Origin of the sequence: Leifsonia shinshuensis, assembly GCF_014217625.1 — a bacterium.
Classification (GTDB): Bacteria; Actinomycetota; Actinomycetes; order Actinomycetales; family Microbacteriaceae; genus Leifsonia; species Leifsonia shinshuensis_A.
On the sequence record NZ_CP043641.1, the window covers coordinates 1,333,212 to 1,354,031 of the forward strand.

The 20,820-nt window shown below is 70.9% G+C and carries 21 protein-coding genes; 5 read left to right on the forward strand and 16 right to left on the reverse strand.

Going from position 1 to position 20,820, the window contains the following annotated elements:
- Positions 1 to 11 precede the first annotated feature (11 nt).
- From F1C12_RS06470 to F1C12_RS06500, 7 genes are all read right to left on the reverse strand, one after another.
- Positions 12 to 803 (reverse strand): F0F1 ATP synthase subunit delta, encoded by a 792-nt coding sequence (locus F1C12_RS06470; protein ID WP_185277970.1) that lies wholly within the window; start codon positions 801 to 803, stop codon positions 12 to 14.
- A complete protein-coding gene (locus F1C12_RS06475; RefSeq protein ID WP_185277971.1) occupies positions 803 to 1,363 on the reverse strand; it encodes a F0F1 ATP synthase subunit B in 561 nt (186 codons plus the stop codon). Before F1C12_RS06475 ends, F1C12_RS06470 begins: the two co-directional genes overlap by 1 nt.
- Before the next feature lie 31 nt (positions 1,364 to 1,394).
- Positions 1,395 to 1,616 carry an ATP synthase F0 subunit C gene (gene atpE / locus F1C12_RS06480; RefSeq protein ID WP_064111451.1) on the reverse strand — a complete coding sequence of 74 codons (222 nt, stop codon included), beginning with the start codon at positions 1,614 to 1,616 and terminating at the stop codon, positions 1,395 to 1,397.
- Positions 1,617 to 1,667: 51 nt separating this feature from the next.
- Positions 1,668 to 2,465, reverse strand: a complete 798-nt coding sequence (gene atpB, locus F1C12_RS06485; protein WP_258046149.1) for a F0F1 ATP synthase subunit A — start codon at positions 2,463 to 2,465, stop codon at positions 1,668 to 1,670.
- 171 nt (positions 2,466 to 2,636) lie between these two features.
- Positions 2,637 to 3,143 carry a hypothetical protein gene (locus F1C12_RS06490; protein WP_185277973.1) on the reverse strand — a complete coding sequence of 169 codons (507 nt, stop codon included), beginning with the start codon at positions 3,141 to 3,143 and terminating at the stop codon, positions 2,637 to 2,639.
- On the reverse strand, positions 3,140 to 4,417 hold the full coding sequence (locus F1C12_RS06495) for an MraY family glycosyltransferase (protein WP_185277974.1): 1,278 nt from the start codon (positions 4,415 to 4,417) through the stop codon (positions 3,140 to 3,142). The genes F1C12_RS06490 and F1C12_RS06495 overlap by 4 nt, the downstream gene beginning before the upstream one ends.
- A 3-nt stretch (positions 4,418 to 4,420) precedes the next feature.
- Entirely contained in the window at positions 4,421 to 5,176 is a 756-nt protein-coding gene (locus F1C12_RS06500; RefSeq protein ID WP_185277975.1) for an L-threonylcarbamoyladenylate synthase, read from the reverse strand.
- A gap of 92 nt (positions 5,177 to 5,268) precedes the next feature.
- Between F1C12_RS06500 and F1C12_RS06505 the strand changes: the two genes are divergently transcribed.
- Entirely contained in the window at positions 5,269 to 5,895 is a 627-nt protein-coding gene (locus F1C12_RS06505) for an HAD family hydrolase (RefSeq protein WP_185277976.1), read from the forward strand.
- Positions 5,896 to 5,947: 52 nt separating this feature from the next.
- On the opposite strand, the gene F1C12_RS06510 is transcribed toward F1C12_RS06505, so the two are convergent.
- Positions 5,948 to 6,763 carry an ABC transporter permease gene (locus tag F1C12_RS06510; RefSeq protein WP_185277977.1) on the reverse strand — a complete coding sequence of 272 codons (816 nt, stop codon included), beginning with the start codon at positions 6,761 to 6,763 and terminating at the stop codon, positions 5,948 to 5,950.
- Positions 6,760 to 7,674 (reverse strand): ATP-binding cassette domain-containing protein, encoded by a 915-nt coding sequence (locus tag F1C12_RS06515; RefSeq protein ID WP_185277978.1) that lies wholly within the window; start codon positions 7,672 to 7,674, stop codon positions 6,760 to 6,762. The genes F1C12_RS06510 and F1C12_RS06515 overlap by 4 nt, the downstream gene beginning before the upstream one ends.
- A gap of 118 nt (positions 7,675 to 7,792) precedes the next feature.
- Between F1C12_RS06515 and F1C12_RS06520 the strand changes: the two genes are divergently transcribed.
- Complete coding sequence (locus tag F1C12_RS06520) at positions 7,793 to 8,731, forward strand: TetR/AcrR family transcriptional regulator C-terminal domain-containing protein (protein ID WP_185277979.1); 939 nt, start codon at positions 7,793 to 7,795, stop codon at positions 8,729 to 8,731.
- Between the two features lie 71 nt (positions 8,732 to 8,802).
- Here the strand turns inward: F1C12_RS06520 and prmC are convergent, their stop codons facing one another.
- Entirely contained in the window at positions 8,803 to 9,675 is an 873-nt protein-coding gene (gene prmC / locus F1C12_RS06525; RefSeq protein WP_185277980.1) for a peptide chain release factor N(5)-glutamine methyltransferase, read from the reverse strand.
- Positions 9,676 to 9,736: 61 nt separating this feature from the next.
- On the opposite strand from prmC, the gene cysK reads away from it, so the two are divergent.
- The 3 genes from cysK to F1C12_RS06540 all read left to right on the forward strand — a co-directional run bounded on the left by cysK (position 9,737) and on the right by F1C12_RS06540 (position 12,255).
- Positions 9,737 to 10,675, forward strand: coding sequence for a cysteine synthase A (gene cysK / locus F1C12_RS06530; RefSeq protein WP_185277981.1), 939 nt, complete (start codon positions 9,737 to 9,739; stop codon positions 10,673 to 10,675).
- 4 nt (positions 10,676 to 10,679) lie between these two features.
- A complete protein-coding gene (gene epsC, locus F1C12_RS06535) occupies positions 10,680 to 11,249 on the forward strand; it encodes a serine O-acetyltransferase EpsC (RefSeq protein ID WP_185277982.1) in 570 nt (189 codons plus the stop codon).
- Positions 11,250 to 11,460: 211 nt separating this feature from the next.
- The gene (locus F1C12_RS06540) at positions 11,461 to 12,255 is read left to right on the forward strand and encodes a PASTA domain-containing protein (RefSeq protein ID WP_185279118.1); all 795 of its coding nucleotides are present in this window, start codon (positions 11,461 to 11,463) and stop codon (positions 12,253 to 12,255) included.
- Positions 12,256 to 12,265: 10 nt separating this feature from the next.
- Here the strand turns inward: F1C12_RS06540 and prfA are convergent, their stop codons facing one another.
- From prfA to lysA, 6 genes are all read right to left on the reverse strand, one after another.
- Entirely contained in the window at positions 12,266 to 13,342 is a 1,077-nt protein-coding gene (gene prfA, locus F1C12_RS06545) for a peptide chain release factor 1 (RefSeq protein ID WP_185277983.1), read from the reverse strand.
- Positions 13,343 to 13,431: 89 nt separating this feature from the next.
- Complete coding sequence (gene rho / locus F1C12_RS06550) at positions 13,432 to 15,663, reverse strand: transcription termination factor Rho (RefSeq protein WP_185277984.1); 2,232 nt, start codon at positions 15,661 to 15,663, stop codon at positions 13,432 to 13,434.
- Between the two features lie 260 nt (positions 15,664 to 15,923).
- The gene (thrB, locus tag F1C12_RS06555; RefSeq protein WP_185277985.1) at positions 15,924 to 16,886 is read right to left on the reverse strand and encodes a homoserine kinase; all 963 of its coding nucleotides are present in this window, start codon (positions 16,884 to 16,886) and stop codon (positions 15,924 to 15,926) included.
- Positions 16,883 to 18,004: a threonine synthase gene (thrC, locus tag F1C12_RS06560; RefSeq protein WP_185277986.1), complete on the reverse strand. Its 1,122-nt coding sequence runs from the start codon at positions 18,002 to 18,004 to the stop codon at positions 16,883 to 16,885. Before thrC ends, thrB begins: the two co-directional genes overlap by 4 nt.
- Complete coding sequence (locus F1C12_RS06565; protein ID WP_185277987.1) at positions 18,004 to 19,377, reverse strand: homoserine dehydrogenase; 1,374 nt, start codon at positions 19,375 to 19,377, stop codon at positions 18,004 to 18,006. The genes thrC and F1C12_RS06565 overlap by 1 nt, the downstream gene beginning before the upstream one ends.
- Positions 19,374 to 20,789 (reverse strand): diaminopimelate decarboxylase, encoded by a 1,416-nt coding sequence (gene lysA / locus F1C12_RS06570; protein ID WP_185277988.1) that lies wholly within the window; start codon positions 20,787 to 20,789, stop codon positions 19,374 to 19,376. Before lysA ends, F1C12_RS06565 begins: the two co-directional genes overlap by 4 nt.
- Positions 20,790 to 20,820: the final 31 nt, after the last annotated feature.

The window sequence follows — 20,820 nt, forward strand, 5'->3', positions numbered from 1 at the left end:
CTGTCGGGCGGTCAGCCCGCGAGCTGAAGTCGGAGTTCGGTGAGGCGCGACGCGACGCTTCCGTCGATGACGTCGTCGCCGATCTGCACGCGCAGACCGCCGAGGATCGCCGGGTCGACGACCTCGTTGAGCTTGAGGTCGCCGTACTTCGCGGCGAGGCTCGCGCGCAGGCGCTCGGCCTGCTCGGCCGGGAGCGGCATGGCCGTGACGACCGTGGCGATCGTCTGGCCGTACTGGGCGGCGACGATGCGCGCGGCGTCGCGGAGCGACTCGCGGATGCTGCGGCCTCGCGGCTGCAGCACGAGCTGGCGAGCGATCGCGACGGTCTGCATCGAAGCCTTGCCCGCGAGCAGGCGCTCGGCGAGAGCGGCCTTGGCCTCGGGAGCGGCGAGCTTGCTGCGGAGCGCGAGCTCGAGCTGCGCGTCGGAGGTCACGGCGCCTCCGAACGCGAACAGCTCACCCGGGATGTCCACATTGCGCGGCGCGGACGCGGCGATCGAGCGGATGCCGAGCTCCTCGATCGCGGCCAGGACGTCGTCCTGGCCGGACCAGCGCTCGCCGGCGACGACCGTCAGCAGCTCGACCGCGGGGGCCGAGAGCGACGCGAAGACGCGCTGGACCAGCGCGGCCTTGCCGTCGGCGGGCGCCGAGGGGTCGCTGAGGACCGCACGGAGCTGGGCCGAGTCGGCGACGACTCGTCCTGCGGCGAACAGGTCTTCAGCCGTCGTCAGATCGGCCTTGGACCCGAGCCCGGCGAGCGCCTGGACGGATCGGGCCAGTGCTTCTCTGGAGGCGCTTCCCATCAGTTGCCCGACCCTGCCTTCTGGGCTTCGCTGGACTCGAGGTCGGCCAGGAACCGGTCGACGATGGCCTGGGCCTTCTTGTCGTCGGTGAGCACCTCGCCGACCACGCCGGACGCGAGGTCGATCGCGAGCGAGCCGACCTCGCCGCGGAGCGAGACGAGCGCGCCCTGGCGCTCCGCCTCGATCTGGGCCTGGGCGGCAGCGGTCACGCGCGCGGCCTCGGCCGTGGCGTTGTCCTTGGCCTCCGCGACGATCTTCTGGCCGTCGGTGCGGGCCGTCTCGCGGATCTTGGCCGCCTCCGCACGCGCGTCGGCGAGCTGGGCGGTGTACTCCTCGAGCAGCGCTTCGGCCTTGTGCTGAGCCTCGTCGGCCTTCGCGATGTTTCCCTCGATCGCTTCTGCGCGCTCATCCAGGAGCTTCCGCATGCGCGGAAGGACCAGCTTCCAGAAGAAGAACAGGATGATGACGAAACAGATCGCCGAGGCGATGATGTCCGGCCACGCGGGGATCAGCGGGTTGTGCGTCTCCTCCGTCGCGGCGATCACGACACTGTTGAGCATCGTTCCTCCTTACGGGGTGGGCTAAAGAGGATCAGACGAAGATGAAGTAGGTAGCGATACCGATGAAGGCGAGCGCCTCGGTGAACGCGATACCGATGTACATCAGGACCTGAAGACGGCCGGCCAGCTCAGGCTGACGGGCGACGCCCTCGATGGTCTTGCCGACGACGATGCCAACGCCGATGGCCGGGCCGATGGCGGCGAGGCCGTATCCGACAGTGGCGATGTTGCCGTTGATAGCAGCGATGTCCACGTTATGTGTTTCCTTCCGTGATGGCGATCCGTGCGGGCGCGCGGATCGTTCTTAGTGTTCCTCGGCGACTGCGAGCTGGATGTAGACAGCCGTGAGCAGTGCGAAGACGTAGGCCTGGAGGACAGCCACCAGGATCTCGAACAGGGTGAATGCGAAGCCGAAGGCGAAGGTGCCGACACCGAAGAGCGCCCACCAGCCGCCGGCCTCGAAGAAGAAGAACGAGGTCGCGGTGAAGAACAGGACGAGCAGCAGGTGCCCGACGACCATGTTCATCAGGAGTCGCAGGGTCAGCGTGATCGGCCGCAGAATGAACGTCGAGATGAACTCGATCGGCGTCACGATGATGTAGAGGAAGGGCGGCACGCCGGGCGGGAACAGGGCGTTCTTGAAGAAGTTCTTCGGGCTCTTCTTGATGCCCGCGTAGATGAACGTGACGTACGCGACGATCGCGAGGAGCATCGGCAGCGCGATCACCGAGGTGCCCGCGATGTTGAGGAACGGGATGGCGCCGGTCAGGTTGAAGAACAGGATCATGAAGAAGATCGTGGTCAGCAGCGGCAGGAAGCGGCGGCCGTCCTTGCGCCCGAGCAGGTCTTCGCCGATGTTGACGCGGACGAAGTCCAGGCCCATCTCGACGACCGACTGGAAGCGGCCGGGCACGATCGTCATCTTGCGGGTGCCGAGCCAGAAGACCAGGATCAGCACGACCAGCGCGAACAGACGCACCAGGACGATGCGGTTGAACTCGAGTCCGCCGATGGTGAACAGGGTCGGTGGGAAGAACTCGTTGATCGACGGGCCTTGGAAGCTTCCTCCATCGGAGCTTGCGGCCTGGACCAGCAGGTTCACAGCGTTAGCTAACAGCGCTATCTCCTGTTTCGGGGCGTCGAGCATAATGCTCTCGCGACGACGAACGGTGGACACCCGCGCTCGCGCGACCAGTGGTGCGAGGGCGCGTACGGGTGGGGGATCACTGACAACTCTACAAGAGTTTTCAACCGGTAACGAATCGGATAAGGCTCAGCGTTTGTCCCCCGGCAGCGTGACGTCGCTGGCGTAGGGGATGCGCGACCGGAAGACCACGATCATGTCGACCACGAGCGACCCGATCACGCCCGCGATGAGGCTCAGGAACAGCACGACGGGGTTGATCCACGGCTGGTCGCGCAGCAGCAGGGCGAGCACGATGAAGAGCACGAACTTCACGATCCAGCCGCCCAGCACGATGCCGAAGAACAGCCCGACGAAGAGGTCGGAGCCGATGAAGCGGTTGGCGATCAGGATGCTGAGCGCGGTGATCCCGAGGAAGACCGCCGCCATCACGGTGCCGATCAGCGCGCTCGTGACGCCGACCCAGCCGGCGAAGATCCCGCCGAGCACCATCCCGACGACGGCGATGATCGCGGCGAGGATGAGGCCGTACTTGAGCACGTCCTTCAGCACAGGAGTCGAGGTCGGCTGCTGCGCGGCGGCCTTCGGGGTCTCGTCCGGCCGCGGGGCGGGGGCTCCGTCCTGGTGGTCGGTCATCGGGTCTCCTTGCTGGTGGGGTCGGCGCCGGCGCCCGGCGGTGTCGTGACGGGGCCGCTGGTGGTGACGGGGATCTGCTCGCTGGCGATGTCGAGCGCGTCGTACTTCGCGGTCTCCTCGGCTTCCTTGCTGCCCGCCGGGGCGAGCTCGGCCACGGCCTCGTTCAGCTTGCGGCGGCTGAGCGGGGCCAGGGTGATCGCGGTGCAGATCACGAGGCCGATCGCGACGAAGACGATCGCCATCCAGTACGGGTCGAAGAAGAACAGCAGGCAGCCGATCGAGAGCACGGCAGTCCACGCGTAGAAGATCAGCACGGCGTGCAGGTGGGTGTGGCCCATGTCGAGCAGCCGGTGGTGGAGGTGCTTGCGGTCGGCGCTGAACGGCGACTTACCCGCGCGCAGGCGGCGCACGACGGCGAGGCCGAAGTCGAGCAGCGGGATGACGAGCACCGCGAACGGGATGGTCACCGGGATGAACGCGGGAACCAGCGACGACTTGCCGAGCGTCTGCAGGGCCTCGGGATTGATCGTGCCGGTGACCGAGATCGCGGAGGTCGCCATCAGCAGGCCGATCAGCAGCGCTCCCGCATCGCCCATGAACATCTTCGCCGGGTGCCAGTTCAGCGGCAGGAAGCCCGCGCACGCGCCGACCAGGATCGCCGCGATGACGCCGGCCAGGCTGAAGTAGTTCTGCGGGCTGATGTCGCGCTGCAGCAGGTACGTGTAGACGAGGAACGTGCCGTTGGCGATGAGGGCGACGCCGGCGACCAGGCCGTCCAGCCCGTCGATGAAGTTGATCGCGTTCATCACGAGCACGATCGCGAACAGCGTGATCACGATGCTCATCACCGGGGAGCCGATGGTGAGGCCGCCGATCGGCAGCGAGTAGATCTGCACGCCCAGCCAGGCCACGATGCCCGCCGCGACGAACTGGCCGGCGAGCTTGGTCATCCAGTCGAGGTCCCAGAGGTCGTCGGCCACGCCGAGCACGACGATGAGCAACGCAGCGCCCAGGATCGCGATGATCGGACCCGCGTCCGAGAAGATCAGCGACAGCACGCCGAACTGGCTGGACAGCAGCCACGAGACGCCGAACGCCACGAGGATGCCGAGGAACATCGCGACGCCGCCGAGCCGCGGCGTCGGCCGGGTGTGGACGTCGCGCTCCCGGATCTTCGGGTAGAGCTTGAAGCGCATGGAGACCTTGTAGACCACCACCGACATCCCGAACGTGATCACGGCCGAGATGAGCGCGAGAGCGAGGAAGAGGGTCACGGCTCAGGTGTCCGCGGCGGTGTCGGCGGTCGCGTCCGTCTCGACCGCGTCGTCGTCCGCCCGGTCCGCCGTCTCGTCGTCGGCGAGCGCGTCGCCCACGACGGCGCGGAGCTGCTCGGCCGAGATGACGCCGTGGCGGAGGATGCGGAGCTTGCCCGCTCCCGCGGCGAGCGCGGTCGCGTCGACGATGGTGGACGAGGAGTCCTTGCCCTCGACGCGCTCGTAGGCGGTGCCGGCCTCTCCCCCGTCGAGGTAGATGGACACGGACTCGCCGAGCATGGCCTCCGCCTCCGCGGCGGTGCGGGCGGCGGGACGGCCGGTGAGGTTGGCGGAGGACACGGCGAGCGGGCCGGTCTCGGACAGGATCTCGAGCGCGATCCGGTCCTGCGGCATGCGCAGCGCGACGGTGCCTTTGGTCTCGCCGAGGTCCCAGACCAGGGAGGGCGCGGCGGGAAGGACGATGGTGAGGCCGCCCGGCCAGAACGCCTGCACGAGCGCGTCGACCTCGGCGGGGACGTGCTCGGCCAGCGCGGCGAGCGTGGGGATGCCGGGCACGAGGACGGGCGGCGGCGACTGGCGGCCGCGTCCCTTCGCGTCGAGCAGGCGCTGCACCGCGGCCGGGCTGAACGCGTCGGCTGCGACGCCGTAGACGGTGTCGGTGGGGATCACGACGAGCTCGCCGCGGCCGATGGCGCCGCGGGCGAGGCGCGTGCCGGTGAGCAGTTCGGAGTCGACGGAGCAGTCGTAGATGGGAGCCATGACGGCACCCATGATAGTTGAGCCACTGCAAGGTTCTCTGCGACCGCGCGCACCGGTAGGGCGCAGACCTGCGCGGGGCGATACTGGTGGCGATGGACGTCTACTTCTTCGACTGCGACAAGACCCTGTACGACTACGACTTCCACAAACGGCTCCCCCGCCTCGCCGAGCTGAGCGGCGTGAGCCAGTACCGGCTCGCGTCGAGCTGGTGGGCCGGCGGCCACGAGCGTGCCGCCGAGATCGGCGAGTACGCCACCAGCGAGGAGTACCTCGCGGCGTTCGCCGAGGTGACCGGGGGCCGCCTCACCCTGGAGCAGTGGCAAGAGGCCAGGGCGTCCGCCATGACCCGGATCGACGGCTCGATAGAGGCGCTGCGCGTCGCCGCGGGACTCGGGACGGTCTCCCTGCTCTCCAACAACCCGATCCCGTTCAAGGACTCCCTGCCCGTGCTGGCGCCGGACGTCGCGGAGCTCCTGGGCGGCAACGACCTGGTCTCCGCCGTGCTCGGCGCCCGCAAGCCGGAGCGGCGGATCTACACGCGCGCGCTCGGACGGTTCGGCGCGCGGCCGGAGGACGCCATCCTGTTCGACGACTCGCTCGCGAACGTGGAGGGCGCCCGCGAGGCGGGGATGCAGGCGTACCACTTCACGCGGGACGAGGACGGGACGTTCGACACCGACGGGCTGCTGGCGGCGGTCCGGGCGTTCGCGGAGCGGTGAGAGGCCGGGCGGTACCCGGCCTCTCAGCGGTGCGACGGCCTCCCCGTCGGGTTCAGCGCCGTCCGACCTTGCGGCGGAACAGCCACACCGCCCAGACGTACGCCCCCACGATGATCACCGCGCACCAGCCGAGCGCCCACCACAGCTCGCTGCCGGGGTCGCGCCCGAACAGGAACGCGCGGATGGTCTCGATGATCGGCGTGATCGGCTGGTTCTGCGCGATCCACTGCAGCCAGGTCGGCATCGTGTCGGTGGGCACGAACGCGCTGGACAGGTAGGGCAGGAACAGGAGGGCGAAGCCGTAGCCGCTGGCGGCCGTCGGGTTGGCCGCCGCCAGCCCGATCGCCGCGTACAGCCAGGTGATGGCGAGGATGAAGAGGGCGACCATTCCGAGCGCGCCCAGCCATTCGAACAGGTTCGCCGTCGGGCGGAAGCCGACCGCGAGCGCGACGCCGATAACGACGCCGGTCGCCAGGAGGTTGCGCAGCAGGCTGGCGACCACGTGCCCGGTGACCACACCCCCGGCTTGCAGCGGCATCGTCCGGAAGCGGTCCACGATGCCGTTGCTCATGTCCTCGGCGACATCCACCGCGGTGCTGGAGGCGCCGAAGCCCGCGCAGAGCAGGATGATGCCGGGCACGACGTAGTCGACGTAGCCGCCCTCCTTGTCGAGCGCGCCGCCGAACACGAACGTGAACAGCAGCATCAGCATGACCGGCAGGACGATCGCCATGGTCAGCGCCTCGACGTTGCGGAGGGAGTGCCGGACGCTGCGGCCGACGAACACCGCGGTGGCGGTGGCGCGGCCGACGCGGCGCGAGGGGACGGCGCCCCGGGTCGGCAGGGCGGGTGCGGTGAGTGCGGTCATCGGACGGCCTCCTTCTGGAGCTCGGTGCGTGATGGGGTGTCGCTGGGTGCGCCGGTGAGCGCGAGGAACGCGTCGTCGAGGCTGGGCTTGCGGATGGCGATGGACGCGCCGGGCACGCCCAGCCGGTCGAGGACGTCGATCGCGTCCCGGAGACCGTCGACCGTGCCGTCGGTGGGCAGCTCGCGCACGAGCTCGTCGGCGGCGTCGCGGAGCTCCACGACCTCCCCGCCCACGCGCGCCTTGAGTTCGACGGCGGTGCCCTCTGCGACGATCCGGCCGTGGTCGAGGACGGCGATCCGGTCGGCGAGCTGGTCGGCCTCCTCCAGGTACTGCGTGGTCAGGAGGATGGTTACGCCGCCCGCGGCCAGCTCGCGGATGATGCCCCAGAGCGCCTGCCGGCTGCGGGTGTCGAGGCCGGTGGTCGGCTCGTCGAGGAAGATGACCGGCGGCGTCGCGACGAGGCTGAGCGCCAGGTCGAGCCGCCGGCGCATCCCGCCGGAGTAGGTCTTCACGCGCTTGCGGGCGGCGTCGCGGAGGTCGAAGCCGTCGATCAGCTCGGCGGCGCGCTGCGCTGCTTCCGCCCGGCCGAAGCCGGAGAGCCGCGCCATCATGCGGAGGTTCTCCTCCGCCGTGAGCACTTCGTCCACCGCGGCGGACTGGCCGGTGAGGCTGATCGACTCCTTCACGCCCTCCGGGTCGGTGACCACGTCGTGCCCGCAGACGACCGCGGCGCCGCCGTCGGGCACGACGAGCGTGCTGAGGATGTTGATGACGGTCGTCTTGCCCGCGCCGTTCGGGCCGAGCAGCGCGAACACGCTCCCCCGCTCGACGCGGAGGTCGACGCCGTCGAGGACGGTCTGCGAGCCGAAGGACTTGCGCAGGCCGGCGACCTCGATCGCTGGTGCTGTCATGATCCGGTACCTTTCGAGTTCTGTGTACGTTGCAAACTGTTTATGGCGTATACCATTTCGTTTAAGTGATACACAGTTCTAGGATGGGTGTCAACACCGAACCGGGAAGGCGTGCGGAATGGCGGACGAAGTCGAAGAGGCGCTCCCGCGCGCCGTCGCGCTGAGCTGGGGCGTCGCCGAGCGGCCGCAGCGCGGGCCCAAGCGCGAGCTGAGCATCGAGCGGATCGTCGAGACGGCGATCGGCGTCGCCGACCGGGAGGGTCTCGCCGCGGTCTCGATGAGCCGGATCGCGACAGAGCTCGGCTTCACGACGATGTCGCTCTACCGTTACGTGACGAGCAAGGACGACGTGCTCGCGCTCATGCAGGACGCGGTGTGCGAGGTCCCGATCCCGGCCGAGGACGACCGCGGGACGGACTGGCGCGGCGGGCTGCGGCGCTGGTCGATGGCGACCATCGAGGTCATGCAGGCGCACCCGTGGTTCCCGGACATCCCGATCTCCGGCATCCCGCTGATGCCCAACAACCTCGCCGTGCTCGACTGGGGGCTGCGCGAGATGCGCGACCTGCCGCTGACCGACGCCGAGAAGATGTCGACCGCGCTGCTGCTGTCGTCGTACGCGCGGGCGGTCGGGATCGTGGAGCGCGACGTGCGCCAGGCGCGCGAGAAGGGCGGGACGCCGCCGCAGAGCGGCGAGGCCTTCACGGCCGCGCTCGCGGAGCTGGTGACGCCGGAGCGGTTCCCCGACCTCGCTCCCCTGGTCGCCTCCGGCGGCTACTCGGACGCGGAGGACGAGCAGGACGATTACGCGTTCGGGCTGGAGCGCATCCTCGACGGGATCGAGCGCTACGTGACCGCGCGCGCCGCCGGCGAGCCCGTCGTGGCGTACGAGCCGCGGCCGGAGCCGATTCCGCGGGACAAGGCCGTGCGGGAGGCTGCGAAGGCGCGGCGCGAGGCCGAGAAGGCGCTGCGGGAGGCGCGCAAGCGGGAGCGCGAAGCGATCGCCCGTGCCCGCGAACGCGCCGTGCGCGACGCGGAGCGAGACGAGCGCCGCTGACATTCGTCACGAATGTCGTGAATCGCGCCGCCAATCCGCACATTCGTCACGAATCGCGCGGGTGTCGGGCCCTACTTGAGGGCGGTGGTCGCGCGGTCGCGCGTGGTCAGGTCGGGGTGGGTCGCGGTGGCGCGCCAGCCGTCCGCGGTCAGCAGCTCGCGGATCTGCGCGCCCTGCAGCTCGCCGTGCTCCAGCACGAGCGTGCCGCCCGGGCGCAGCAGCCGCCGGGCGACCCCGGAGATGACGCGCACGACGTCCAGCCCGTCGGCGCCGCCGTACAGGGCGACGGCCGGGTCGAACAGGCGGACCTCCGGGTCGCGCGGGATCGCGTCGTCCGGCACGTACGGCGGGTTGGAGATGACGACGTCCACGGCGCCGTCCAGCTCCGGGAGGGCGTCGGCGAGGTCGCCGAGCACGGCCCGGAGGTTCGCCGCGCCCACCGACTCGACGTTGCGGCGGGTCCAGGCGAAGGCCTCCGGCGACTTCTCCACGGCGTAGACGCGCGCGTGCGGGACCTCCGTCGCCATCGCCAGGGCGATCGCGCCGCTGCCGGTCCCGAGATCCACGCCGACCGGCTCGGCCGAGGGCACCGCCCGCAGTGCGTCGATCGCGAACTGGACGACCTGCTCGGTCTCCGGCCGCGGCACGAACACGCCCGGGCCGACCGCGAGCTCCAGGGAGCGGAACGGGGCCGTGCCTGTGATGTGCTGCAGCGGCTCGCGCGTGGCCCGGCGGGCGGCGAGCCCCCGCACCCGGCCGGCGTCCTCCGCGTCGATGGCGGCGTCCATCACCACGAGCGCCTGCACGCGGCCGCGCCCGACGCCGAGCACGAACCCGACGAGGAGGTCGGCGTCCACCTCCGGATCGGGGACCCCCGCCTGCGCGAGCACGGCGACCGTCTCGTCGCGGAGGGAGCGGACGGTGGAGGGCGCGGCGTCAGACATGGCCCGACGAGCTTACCGTCACAGACCGTCACGGGGCCCCGGGCGGAATAGAGTGAGGACCATGCCAGCACAGGTCTACGAGAACATCACCGAAACCGTCGGACGCACTCCCCTCGTCAAGCTGAACAGGCTCGCCGCCGGCACAGGCGCGACCGTGCTGGCGAAGCTGGAGTTCTTCAACCCCGCCGCCTCCGTCAAGGACCGCATCGGCGTCGCGATCATCGACGCCGCCGAGAAGTCCGGCGCGCTGCGCCCCGGCGGCATCATCGTCGAGGGCACCAGCGGCAACACCGGCATCGCGCTCGCGATGGTCGGCGCGGCCCGCGGCTACAAGGTCATCCTCACGATGCCGGAGACGATGTCGAAGGAGCGCCGCGTGCTGCTGCGCGCGTTCGGCGCCGAGATCGTCCTCACCCCGGGTCCGGACGGGATGCGCGGCGCGGTCGAGGCCGCCAAGAAGATCGTCGCCGAGAACGACAACGCCATCTGGGCGCAGCAGTTCGCCAACGAGGCCAACCCCGCCATCCACCGCGCGACCACGGCGGAGGAGGTCTGGGCGGACACGGACGGCGGCGTCGACATCTTCGTCTCCGGCGTCGGGACCGGCGGCACCATCACCGGCGTCGGCCAGGTGCTCAAGGAGCGCAAGCCCAGCGTGCAGATCGTCGCCGTCGAGCCGGCGGACTCCCCCATCCTGAACGGCGGCAAGCCCGGCCCACACAAGATCCAGGGCCTCGGCGCCAACTTCGTCCCGGAGATCCTGGACACGAGCGTGTACGACGAGGTCATCGACGTGTCGTTCGAGGACTCGATCGCCGTGGCCAAGAAACTGGCCTCCGAGGAGGGCATCCTCGCCGGCATCTCCTCCGGCGCGATCGTCTGGGCCGCCCTCCAGCTGGCGGCGCGCCCCGAGAACGCCGGCAAGACGATCGTCGCGGTGGTCTGCGACACCGGCGAACGGTACATCTCGACGGCCCTCTGGGCGGACCTGCTGGACTGACGGCGTGGCCCTCTTCCGGGCGCGCGAGGACATCCGCAACGCGCGCACGCACGACCCTGCCGCTCGCGGGGGCGCGGAGGTGGCGCTGGTCTACTCCGGCCTCCACGCGGTCTGGTCGTACCGGGTCGCCCACCGGCTCTGGCGCGCGGGCTACCGGATGCCGGCGCGGATGCTCTCCCAGTTCACGCGCTTCCTGACCGGCATCGAGATCCACCCCGGCGCCCGCATCGGCCGCCGCTTCTTCATCGACCACGGGATGGGCGTCGTCATCGGCGAGACCACCTGGATCGGCGACGACGTGATGCTCTACCACGGGGTGACCCTGGGCGGACGCGGCAGCGGTCACGGCAAACGGCACCCGACCATCCACGACCACGTGACGGTGGGCGCGGGCGCGAAGGTGCTGGGCGCGATCGAGATCGGGACACGCACGGTGATCGGCGCGAACGCGGTGGTCGTGCACGACGCGCCGCCGGACTCGGTGCTGACCGGGGTGCCTGCGCGGGCACGGCCACGGTCGGGGCACGAGCAGATCGCCGGGGATGAGTGGTTGGATCCGGCGCTGTACATCTGAGCGCCACGCCGTCCTGCCCCCTGTTCTGGTGGTCGTGACGCCGGTTCGCACAGCGCTATCGTGAGGCGCCCGGACTCCCGATCCGGCCGCACGCGAAGAGGCGATGATGGCAGAGAACCCACCCGCCGCGCCTGAGCCCGATGATCGGAATCGGGGATCGAACCGGGCGACGCTGACGCGCTGGGCTGTCGCCATTCTCAAGCGGCCGGGAGTGTCGACGTGGATCGTGGGCGGTCTGGCCGCTCTGCTCAGCGTTGCCTACGGGGTGGCCTACGGGTTCGGGATCTTCCTCGTGGTGCTGTCGCTGTTCGTCCTCCCGACCGCGCTCGTCGCACTCGCCACGCATCGGAGGACCTGGTTGCGGCTCCCGAGCGGGAGCGCCCTCCCGACGATCCTGGCGGCCGTCTCCGCCTTCTCGCTGCTGCTGGGTTCGTTCGTGGCCGGGATGCAGCCGACGGACGGCTCGCGGGCCACCGTCCACACGCCGCAGTCGGTGACCCTCCTCGATTACACGGGCGATGTCGGGACGAGCGCGTCCGCGAACCTCTCGGGCGCAGGCCTCACGGTCCGCATGATCACGGCGGACGGCAGCCCTGCACCCGACGACTGGACGGGGTGGGTCGTCGTCGACGAGAGCCCAGCGGCCGGGGCCGTCGTGGCTCACAACGCGATCGTGACGATCAGGCTGCGTCCGGTGACGACACCGACACCGACGCCTACTCCTACTCCTACTCCTACTCCTACTCCTACTCCTACTCCGACACCCACGCCGACTCCGACTCCGACGCCCACGCCGGCCCCAGTCCCCGCACCGGCCCCAGCCCCTGCACCGGCCCCAGCCCCTGCACCGGCCCCAGCCCCCGCACCCGGTCCGCTGGTCACTCCCGGCGCCTTCTGCGCAGACGCACAGCAGGGCGTCGTCGGCCACTCAGCGGCCGGCCGGACCTACACCTGCGGCGGCAAGGGCCCCGACGCCAACGGCCACCTGCACTGGAACACCGACTGAGCCGCGGCGCTCAGTCCTGCCCCAGCACCGCCAACCGAGCCTCCTCATCCGCCAGGATGTTCGACTCGATCACCGGGTCCAACGCCCCGTTCATCACCGAGTCCAGGTTGTACGCCTTGTAGCCGGTCCGGTGGTCCGCGATCCGGTTCTCCGGGAAGTTGTAGGTGCGGATGCGCTCCGAGCGGTCCATCGTGCGGATCTGGCCCTTGCGGAACTCGGCCGCCTCGGCGTCCGCCTCCTCCTGCTGCTTCGCCAGCAGCCGCGCGCGCAGCACGCGCATCGCGGCCTCGCGGTTCTGCAGCTGGCTCTTCTCGTTCTGCATCGAGACCACGATGCCGGTCGGCACGTGCGTGATCCGCACAGCCGAGTCGGTCGTGTTGACCGACTGGCCGCCCGGGCCCGACGACCGGAAGACGTCGATCTTCAGGTCGTTCTGGTTGATGTCGACCTCTTCGGGCTCGTCGACCTCCGGGAAGACCAGCACGCCCGCAGCTGAGGTGTGGATGCGGCCCTGCGACTCGGTCGCCGGCACGCGCTGCACGCGGTGCACGCCGCCCTCGTACTTCAAGTGCGCCCACACGCCCTCGGCCGGGTCGCTCGAGCTGCCCTTGAACGCGACCTGGACGTCCTTGATGCCGCCGAGGTCGCTGGAGGTCTGCTCGATGATCTCGGCCTTCCAGCGCCGCGAGTCCGCGTAGTGCAGGTACATGCGCAGGAGGTCGCCGGCGAAGAGCGCGGACTCGGCCCCGCCCTCCCCCATCTTGATCTCCATGATGACGTCGCGGCTGTCGTTGGGGTCCCGCGGGATCAGCAGGCGGCGCAGCCGCTCGCCGGACTCCTCCAGGCTCTGCTCGAGGCCCGGGATCTCCTCGGCGAACGCCTCGTCCTCCGCGGCCAGCTCGCGCGCGGCCTCCAGGTCGTCCGACAGCTGCTTCCACTGGTTGTACGAGGCGACGATGCGCGACAGCTCCGCGTAGCGGCGGTTCACCTTCTTGGAGCGGACCGGGTCGCTGTGCAGCTCGGGGTCGGAGAGCTGCTGCTGGAGGTCGTCGTGCTCGGCGATGAGGCCGGTGACCGACTCGAACATGCGTGACTTCTTTCTGGAGGCGCCGGCTGGGAACGAGAAAGCGCCCGGCCGCCGCGCACGGGGGGCGCGGCGGACGGACGCTTCGTCAGCTAGCGGTGGTCGTTCTCGTGGCCGTGCGAGTGCGCGGTGCCGTGGCCGTTGGTCGGCTGCGGCATCGACTTCTGCACCTGCATCAGGAACTCGACGTTGCTCGAGGTCTCCTTCAGGCGGCCGAGCACGATCTCCAGGGCCTGCTGCTGGTCGAGGCCGGCGAGGGCGCGACGCAGCTTCCAGGTGATCTTGACCTCGTCCTGGCCCATCAGCATCTCCTCGCGGCGGGTGCCGGAGGCGTTGACGTCGACGGCCGGGAAGATGCGCTTGTCGGCCAGCTGGCGCGACAGGCGGAGCTCCATGTTTCCGGTGCCCTTGAACTCCTCGAAGATCACCTCGTCCATCTTGGAGCCGGTCTCCACCAGCGCCGAGGCGAGGATGGTCAGCGAGCCGCCGTGCTCGATGTTGCGCGCGGCGCCGAAGAAGCGCTTCGGCGGGTACAGCGCGGAGGCGTCGACACCGCCCGACAGGATGCGGCCGGAGGCCGGGGCCGTCAGGTTGTACGCGCGGCCGAGGCGGGTGATCGAGTCGAGCAGCACGACCACGTCGTGGCCGAGCTCGACCAGGCGCTTGGCGCGCTCGATCGCGAGCTCCGCGACGGTGGTGTGGTCCTCCGCCGGGCGGTCGAAGGTGGAGGCGATGACCTCACCCTTGACCGTGCGCTGCATGTCGGTGACCTCTTCTGGACGCTCGTCCACCAGGACGACCATGAGGTGAACCTCGGGGTTGTTGGTGGTGATCGCGTTGGCGATCTGCTGCATCACGATGGTCTTGCCGGCCTTCGGGGGCGCGACGATGAGGCCGCGCTGGCCCTTGCCGATCGGGGCGACCAGGTCGATGATCCGCTGGGTGACCTTGCCCGGCTCGGTCTCGAGCCGCAGGCGCTCCTGCGGGTACAGCGGGGTGAGCTTGCCGAACTCGACGCGGGTCGCGGCCTCCTCGACGGTCTGGCCGTTGATCGAGTCGACCTTCACCAGAGCGTTGTACTTCTGGCGGCTGTTGTTGTCGCCCTCGCGCGGCTGGCGGATGGCGCCGACGACGGCGTCGCCCTTGCGGAGGCTGTACTTCTTGACCTGGCCGAGCGAGACGTAGACGTCGCTGGCGCCCGGGAGGTAGCCCGTGGTGCGGACGAACGCGTAGTTGTCCAGCACGTCGAGGATGCCCGCGACCGGGATCAGCACGTCGTCGTCGGCGATCTCGGGCTCGAGGTCGTCGCCGCCCGCGCCGCCACGGCGCTTGCGGTTGCGGTCGCGGTAGCGTCCGGCGCGGTCGCCGTCGGCCTGCTCCTGCTGCTGCGGGCCGCGGTTCTGCTGGCCGCCCCGCTGGCCGCCGTCGCCCTGGAGGTCCTTCGGCTGGCCCTGGTTCTGCTGACCCTGCTGGTTCTGGCCCTGCTGGTTCTGACCCTGCTGGTTCTGGCCCTGCTGGTTCTGGCCCTGCTGGTTCTGGTCGCCGTTCTGGCCGCCCTTGTTGCGGTTGCGGTTGCGGCGGCTGCGGCCGGACTGCTGCTGCTCGCCGCCCTGCTCGGCGGACTCGGCCTGCTGGTCGCCGCCCTGGTCGCCTCGGGCCTGCTCGCCCTGCGCCGCCTCGGCCGACTGCTCGTCGGCCTCCTGCGCGCCGTTCTGCTGGCCCTGGCCGTTCTGGCCGCCACGGCCGCGGCGACGGCGTCCGCCGCCCTGGCCGTCGCGCTGGGCCTGCTCGCGGGAGGCGAGCGCGGAGTCGAGCAGCGCGTCGACGTCCGGGATGAGCGACTCGACACCGGTCTCGCCGGTGTTGACGTGGGCGCCGGCGCCGACGCTGGTCGACGGGGCGATGCTCGTGCCGTCCGGGCTGGAGGCACGGCGCGAGCCGCGGCGACGCGGCTCGGCGACGGGCTCCGTCAGGGAGTCGCGGCCCAGGAGGGCGTCGCCGGCGATCGGCTCGTCCGCGGCAGGCTCGGCGATGAGCGGCTCGATGAGCACCTGGGAGGCCGCGGTCGCGTGGTCCGCCTGCTGCTCGTTCTCGGTCGGCTCGGTCTCGATGGAGACCGGCTCGGCCGCTTCCGGCTCGGCGGGCGCGTCGGTTCCGGCGGCCGCGGCGCGAGCCGTCGCGATCGCCTCGACCAGCTCGCCCTTGCGGAGCCGGGTCGCGCCCTGGAGGCCGAGCTCGGCGGCGAGAGCCTGCAGCTCCGCCACCTTGAGCGAGGTCAGGTCGCTGGTGTCCACGCCCCCGGCGTGGAGTTCGACATCAGTCACTGAAGAGGATTCCTTTCCCCCGACGCGCACTCTGCGCGCCGCTGTGGAGCACTCGTCACGTGAGCCTGCCTTACCGTGCTGCGTTCGGATCCGCGCTACGGTGCGCTCTGGATCTCCGGATGCTCCGGAGAACCGAAAAGCGCAGGCAGGAGTGACGGCATGATTGCTAAGAGATCACCCGGAAGCTGGATTCGCTCGTGACGCGGGTTCTTCACGGGTGCACTCGGTAGTTTACCACCTCGCGACAGGCGATTCTGACGCTAGGCCGCCGGTGTGTCCGCCTCGTCCACGGCCGCCGGAGCGACCGTCGCGCCCTTGAAATCGACCGCGAGCATCAGCGGCTGCCAGGCCGTCTGGGCTTCGCGGGCGACGAGCTCCGCGGCGGCGAGCCGCTGGCTCGGGTCGCTGCACAGCACGAGGATGGACGGTCCCGCCCCCGAGACCACCGCGGCGAAGCCGTTGGACCGCAGCAGCGTGATCAGCCGGTCGGTCTCGGGCATGGCCGAGGCGCGGTAGCTCTGGTGGAGCTTGTCCTCGGTCGCCGCGTGCAGCAGCTCGGGGCTCTGGATGAGCGCCGCGACCAGCAGGGCCGAGCGCGAGACGTTGAAGACGGCGTCCTCGTGGGGCACCGACTGCGGCTGGAGGCTGCGGGCGAGCGCGGTCGACATGACGTGCTCTGGCACGAGCACGAGCGGCGAGACGCCGCGGTGCACGATCAGCTTCTTGAACCGCGGGCCGTCCGGCGTGACCCAGGCGATCGTGAGGCCGCCGAAGAGCGCCGGCGCGACGTTGTCGGGGTGGCCCTCCATGTCGTTCGCGAGCGCCAGCAGCGCCTGGGCGTCGAGCTCGACGACGCCCTCCAGCAGGCCCTTGGCCGCCATGATGCCGGAGACGATGGCCGCGCCGGACGAGCCCATGCCGCGTCCGTGCGGGATGCTATTGCGCGCCACCAGGTTCAGCCCGGGCAGCGCGACACCGACCGACTCGAAGGTGTGGGCGATCGCGCGCACGACGAGGTTGCTCTCGTCGGTCGGGACCTCCCCCGCCCCGACGCCGACGACGTCCACGGTCGCGCCCGGCTCGTCGCGCACGCTGACGCGCAGCTCGTCGTAGAGGGCGAGCGAGAGCCCGAGCGTGTCGAAGCCGGGGCCGAGGTTGGCGCTGGTCGCCGGGACCTTGACCGCGACCGCGCGCCCGCGCAGGTCGACGGCGCGCAAGGTCATGCGGACGCCCCGGCGGTCGGGACGAGGCCGAGCACGTCGGCGATCGCGTTGGTGTCGACCGGGACGCTGGTCGGCTGCACGTCGGAGCCGTCGGCCGTGCGGAGGGCCCACTGCGGGTCCTTCAGGCCGTGGCCGGTGACGGTGAGCACGACGGTGGCGCCGGCCGGGATGACGCCGGCGGCCGAACGCTCCAGGAGGCCGGCGACGCTGATCGCGCTGGCGGGCTCCACGAAGATGCCGACCTCGGCGGACAGGATGCGGTGCGCCTCCAGGATGCCGGCGTCGTCGATCGCGCCGAAGTAGCCGTCGCTGTCGTCGCGCGCGTTGAGCGCGAGCTCCCACGACGCGGGGTTGCCGATCCGGATCGCGGTGGCGATGGTGTCGGGCTCCTTGACGGCGTGGCCGAGCACGATCGGGGCGCTGCCGGCGGCCTGGAAGCCGAACATCCGCGGCAGCTTGGTGGCCTCCCCACGCTGCAGCTCCTCGGTGTAGCCGCGGTGGTAGGCGGTGTAGTTGCCGGCGTTGCCGACCGGGACGATGTGGAAGTCCGGGGCGTCGCCCAGGACCTCGACGACCTCGAACGCGGCGGTCTTCTGGCCCTCGATGCGGTCGGGGTTGACCGAGTTGACCAGGTGCACCGGGTAGTTGGTGGCCAGGTCGCGGGCGATGTCGAGACAGTCGTCGAAGTTGCCCTGCACCTGGAGGAGCTGCGCGTTGTGCGCGATCGCCTGGCTGAGCTTGCCCATCGCGATCTTGCCCTCCGGCACCAGCACGACGGCCTGGATGCCGGCGTGGGTGGCGTACGCGGCAGCCGACGCCGAGGTGTTGCCGGTGGACGCGCAGATGACGGCCTTCGCGCCGTGCTCGACGGCCTTGGAGATGGCCATCGTCATGCCGCGGTCCTTGAACGACCCGGTCGGGTTCATGCCCTCGAACTTCACGAAGACGTTCGCACCCGTGCGCGCGGACAGCGCAGGGGCGGGCAGGAGCGGCGTTCCGCCCTCGCCGAGCGTCACGATCGGAGTCGCCTCGGAGATGTTCAGGCGGTCCGCGTACTCGCGGAGCACGCCGCGCCACTGCCGGCTGTACGACTTCGGCCCATTCGACGACTGGGGCATTACGATCCTTCGACTCGGAGAACGGAAGAGACGGCGGTCACCACGTCGCTCGCGGCGAGCGCCTCCACGGTGGCCGCCAGCGCGGCCTCCTCGGCTTCGTGGGTGCCGATCACCAGGGTAGCGGTGGGGGCGGTCGCGCCGTGAATCGGTGCCACACTCTGCAATGGGGACCGCCCCGGTATGACGACGGCGCCGGTGCTGCTCGGCACGGACTGCTGCACCGTCTCCACGCTCACCCCGCCGTCGCTCAGGATGCGGGCGACCGTGGCGAGCACGCCCGGCTGGTCCGCCACGGACAGCGTGATCTGGTAGCGCGTGACGACGCGGCCGACGTCGAGCACCGGGAGGCCGGCGTGCGTCGACTCCGCGACGCCCGGGCCGCCCACGACGTGGCGCCGCGCGGCGGACACGACGTCGCCGAGCACGGCGGAGGCCGTCTCGACGCCTCCGGCGCCCGCGCCGTAGAACATGAGGTCGCCCGCGGACTCGGCCTGGACGAAGACCGCGTTGTGTGCGCCGCGCACGGCGGCGAGCGGGTGCTCCCGGCTGATCAGGGCCGGGTAGACGCGGGCGGAGACGCCCTCTTCGCCGGTCTCCGGGTCGACCAGCCGCTCGCAGATCGCCAGCAGCTTGATCACCCAGCCTCCTGCGCGGGCCGCCTCGACCTGCTCGCGGGTGACCGCGGTGATGCCCTCGCGGTAGACCTGCTCCAGCGGCACGGTGGTGTGGAAGGCGAGGCTCGCCAGGATCGCGGCCTTCTGCGCGGCGTCGTAGCCGCCGATGTCGGCGGTCGGGTCGGCCTCCGCGTAGCCGCGCTCGGTGGCGGTCGCGAGGGCGTCGGCGAGGGACTCCCCCGTCGCGTCCATCCGGTCGAGGATAAAGTTGGTCGTGCCGTTGACGATGCCGAGGATGCGCTTGACGGTGTCGCCGGCGAGGCTGTCGCGCAGCGGCCGGATGATCGGGATGGCGCCCGCGACGGCGGCCTCGTAGTAGAGCTGCGCTCCGACCTGCTCCGCGGCCTCGAACAGCTCGGGGCCGTGCGTGGCGAGCAGCGCCTTGTTGGCCGTGATCACGTCGGCGCCGGAGTTCAGCGCCTCCAGCACGTAGCCGCGGGCCGGCTCGACACCGCCCATCAGCTCAACGACGATGTCCGCCCCGAGGATGAGCGAGGTGGCGTCGGTGGTGAAGAGCTCCTTCGGGAGGTCGGCGTCACGCGGCGCGTCGACGTCGCGCACCGCGATGCCGACCAGTTCGAGCCGGGCGCCGACGCGGGAGGCGAACTCGTCGCCCTGCTCCAGCAGCAGCCGCGCCACCTGGGAGCCGACGGAGCCAGCGCCCAGCAGCGCGACGCGGAGGTTGCGGTATTCGATCATCGGCGGGTGCTCCCGTCTTCGTACGCGGCGTCGCGTGCCAGCAGGTCCGCCTCGGTCTCGCCGCGCACGATGACGCGGGCCGCGCCGTCCTTCACGGCGACCACCGGCGGGCGGCCGAGGTAGTTGTAGTTGCTGGCCAGCGACCAGCAGTAGGCACCCGTCGCGGGCACGGCGAGGAGGTCGCCGGGGGCGACGTCGCCGGGCAGGTACTCGGCGTCCACGACGATGTCGCCGCTCTCGCAGTGCTTGCCCGCGACCCGGACGAGCACGGATGCGGCGGCGGACTCCCGGCCGGCGATCCTGGCGGAGTAGTCGGCGCCGTAGAGGGCCGGGCGGGCGTTGTCGCTCATCCCGCCGTCCACGCTCACGTAGCGGCGCACCGCGGTCTCGCCGTCGTCCTGCGCAGCGACCGTGACGTCCTTGGTCGTGCCGACCGTGTAGAGGGTGAGGCCCGCTGCGCCGATGATCGACCGGCCCGGCTCGAACGCGACGGCGGGGATCGGGATGTCCAGGTCTTCGCAGCCGGCTGCCACGGTCTCCGCGATGCTCCGGGCGAGCAGGTCGATCGGCGCCGGGTCGTCGGCGGCGGTGTACGCGATGCCGAAGCCGCCGCCCAGGTTCAGCTCGGGGACGTCGCCGCCGGCCAGCAGTTCCTTGTGCACGGCGAGCAGGCGCGCGGCGGACTCGGCGAAGCCGTCCGCCCCGAAGATCTGCGAGCCGATGTGGCAGTGCAGGCCGAGGAAGGCGAGCCACGCGTGCGATCGGATGCGCGCGACGGCGTCCGCCGCCTCGGCCAGGGCGATGCCGAACTTCTGGTCCTCGTGCGCTGTGGCCAGGAAGGCGTGCGTGTGCGCGTGCACCCCGCTGTTCACCCGCAGCCGCACGCGCTGGACGACGCCGTGGCGCTCGGCAGCCTCGGCGACGCGGTCGACCTCCTGGAGGCTGTCGATGATGATGGCGCCGACGCCGGCCGCGACGGCGCGGTCGATCTCGGCGAGCGACTTGTTGTTGCCGTGGAACCCGAGCCGTTCCGCCGGCACACCCGCCGCGAGGGCGACGGCGAGCTCGCCTCCCGAGCAGACGTCGATGTTGAGTCCGGCCTCCGTCATCCACCGGGCGATCTCGATCGAGAGGAACGCCTTTCCCGCGTAGTAGACCCGGGCCGACGAGCCGACCTCGGCGAACGCGCGCTGCAACGCCGAGCGGACCTCGACCGCGCGCTCGCGCGCCTCGGACTCGTCGACGACGTAGAGCGGCGTGCCGAAGCGCTCGGCCAGCTCGGCGACGGGGACGCCGCCGACGACGATGCCGCCCTCCTCGCGGTGGACGGTGCGCGACCAGAGACCGGGGACCAGCGCGTTCGCGTCACCCGGCTCGGTCAGCCACGGGGGTGCGAGCGGATTCGATGCCATGGGGACAACCTCACGAGTACGGAGAAACAAG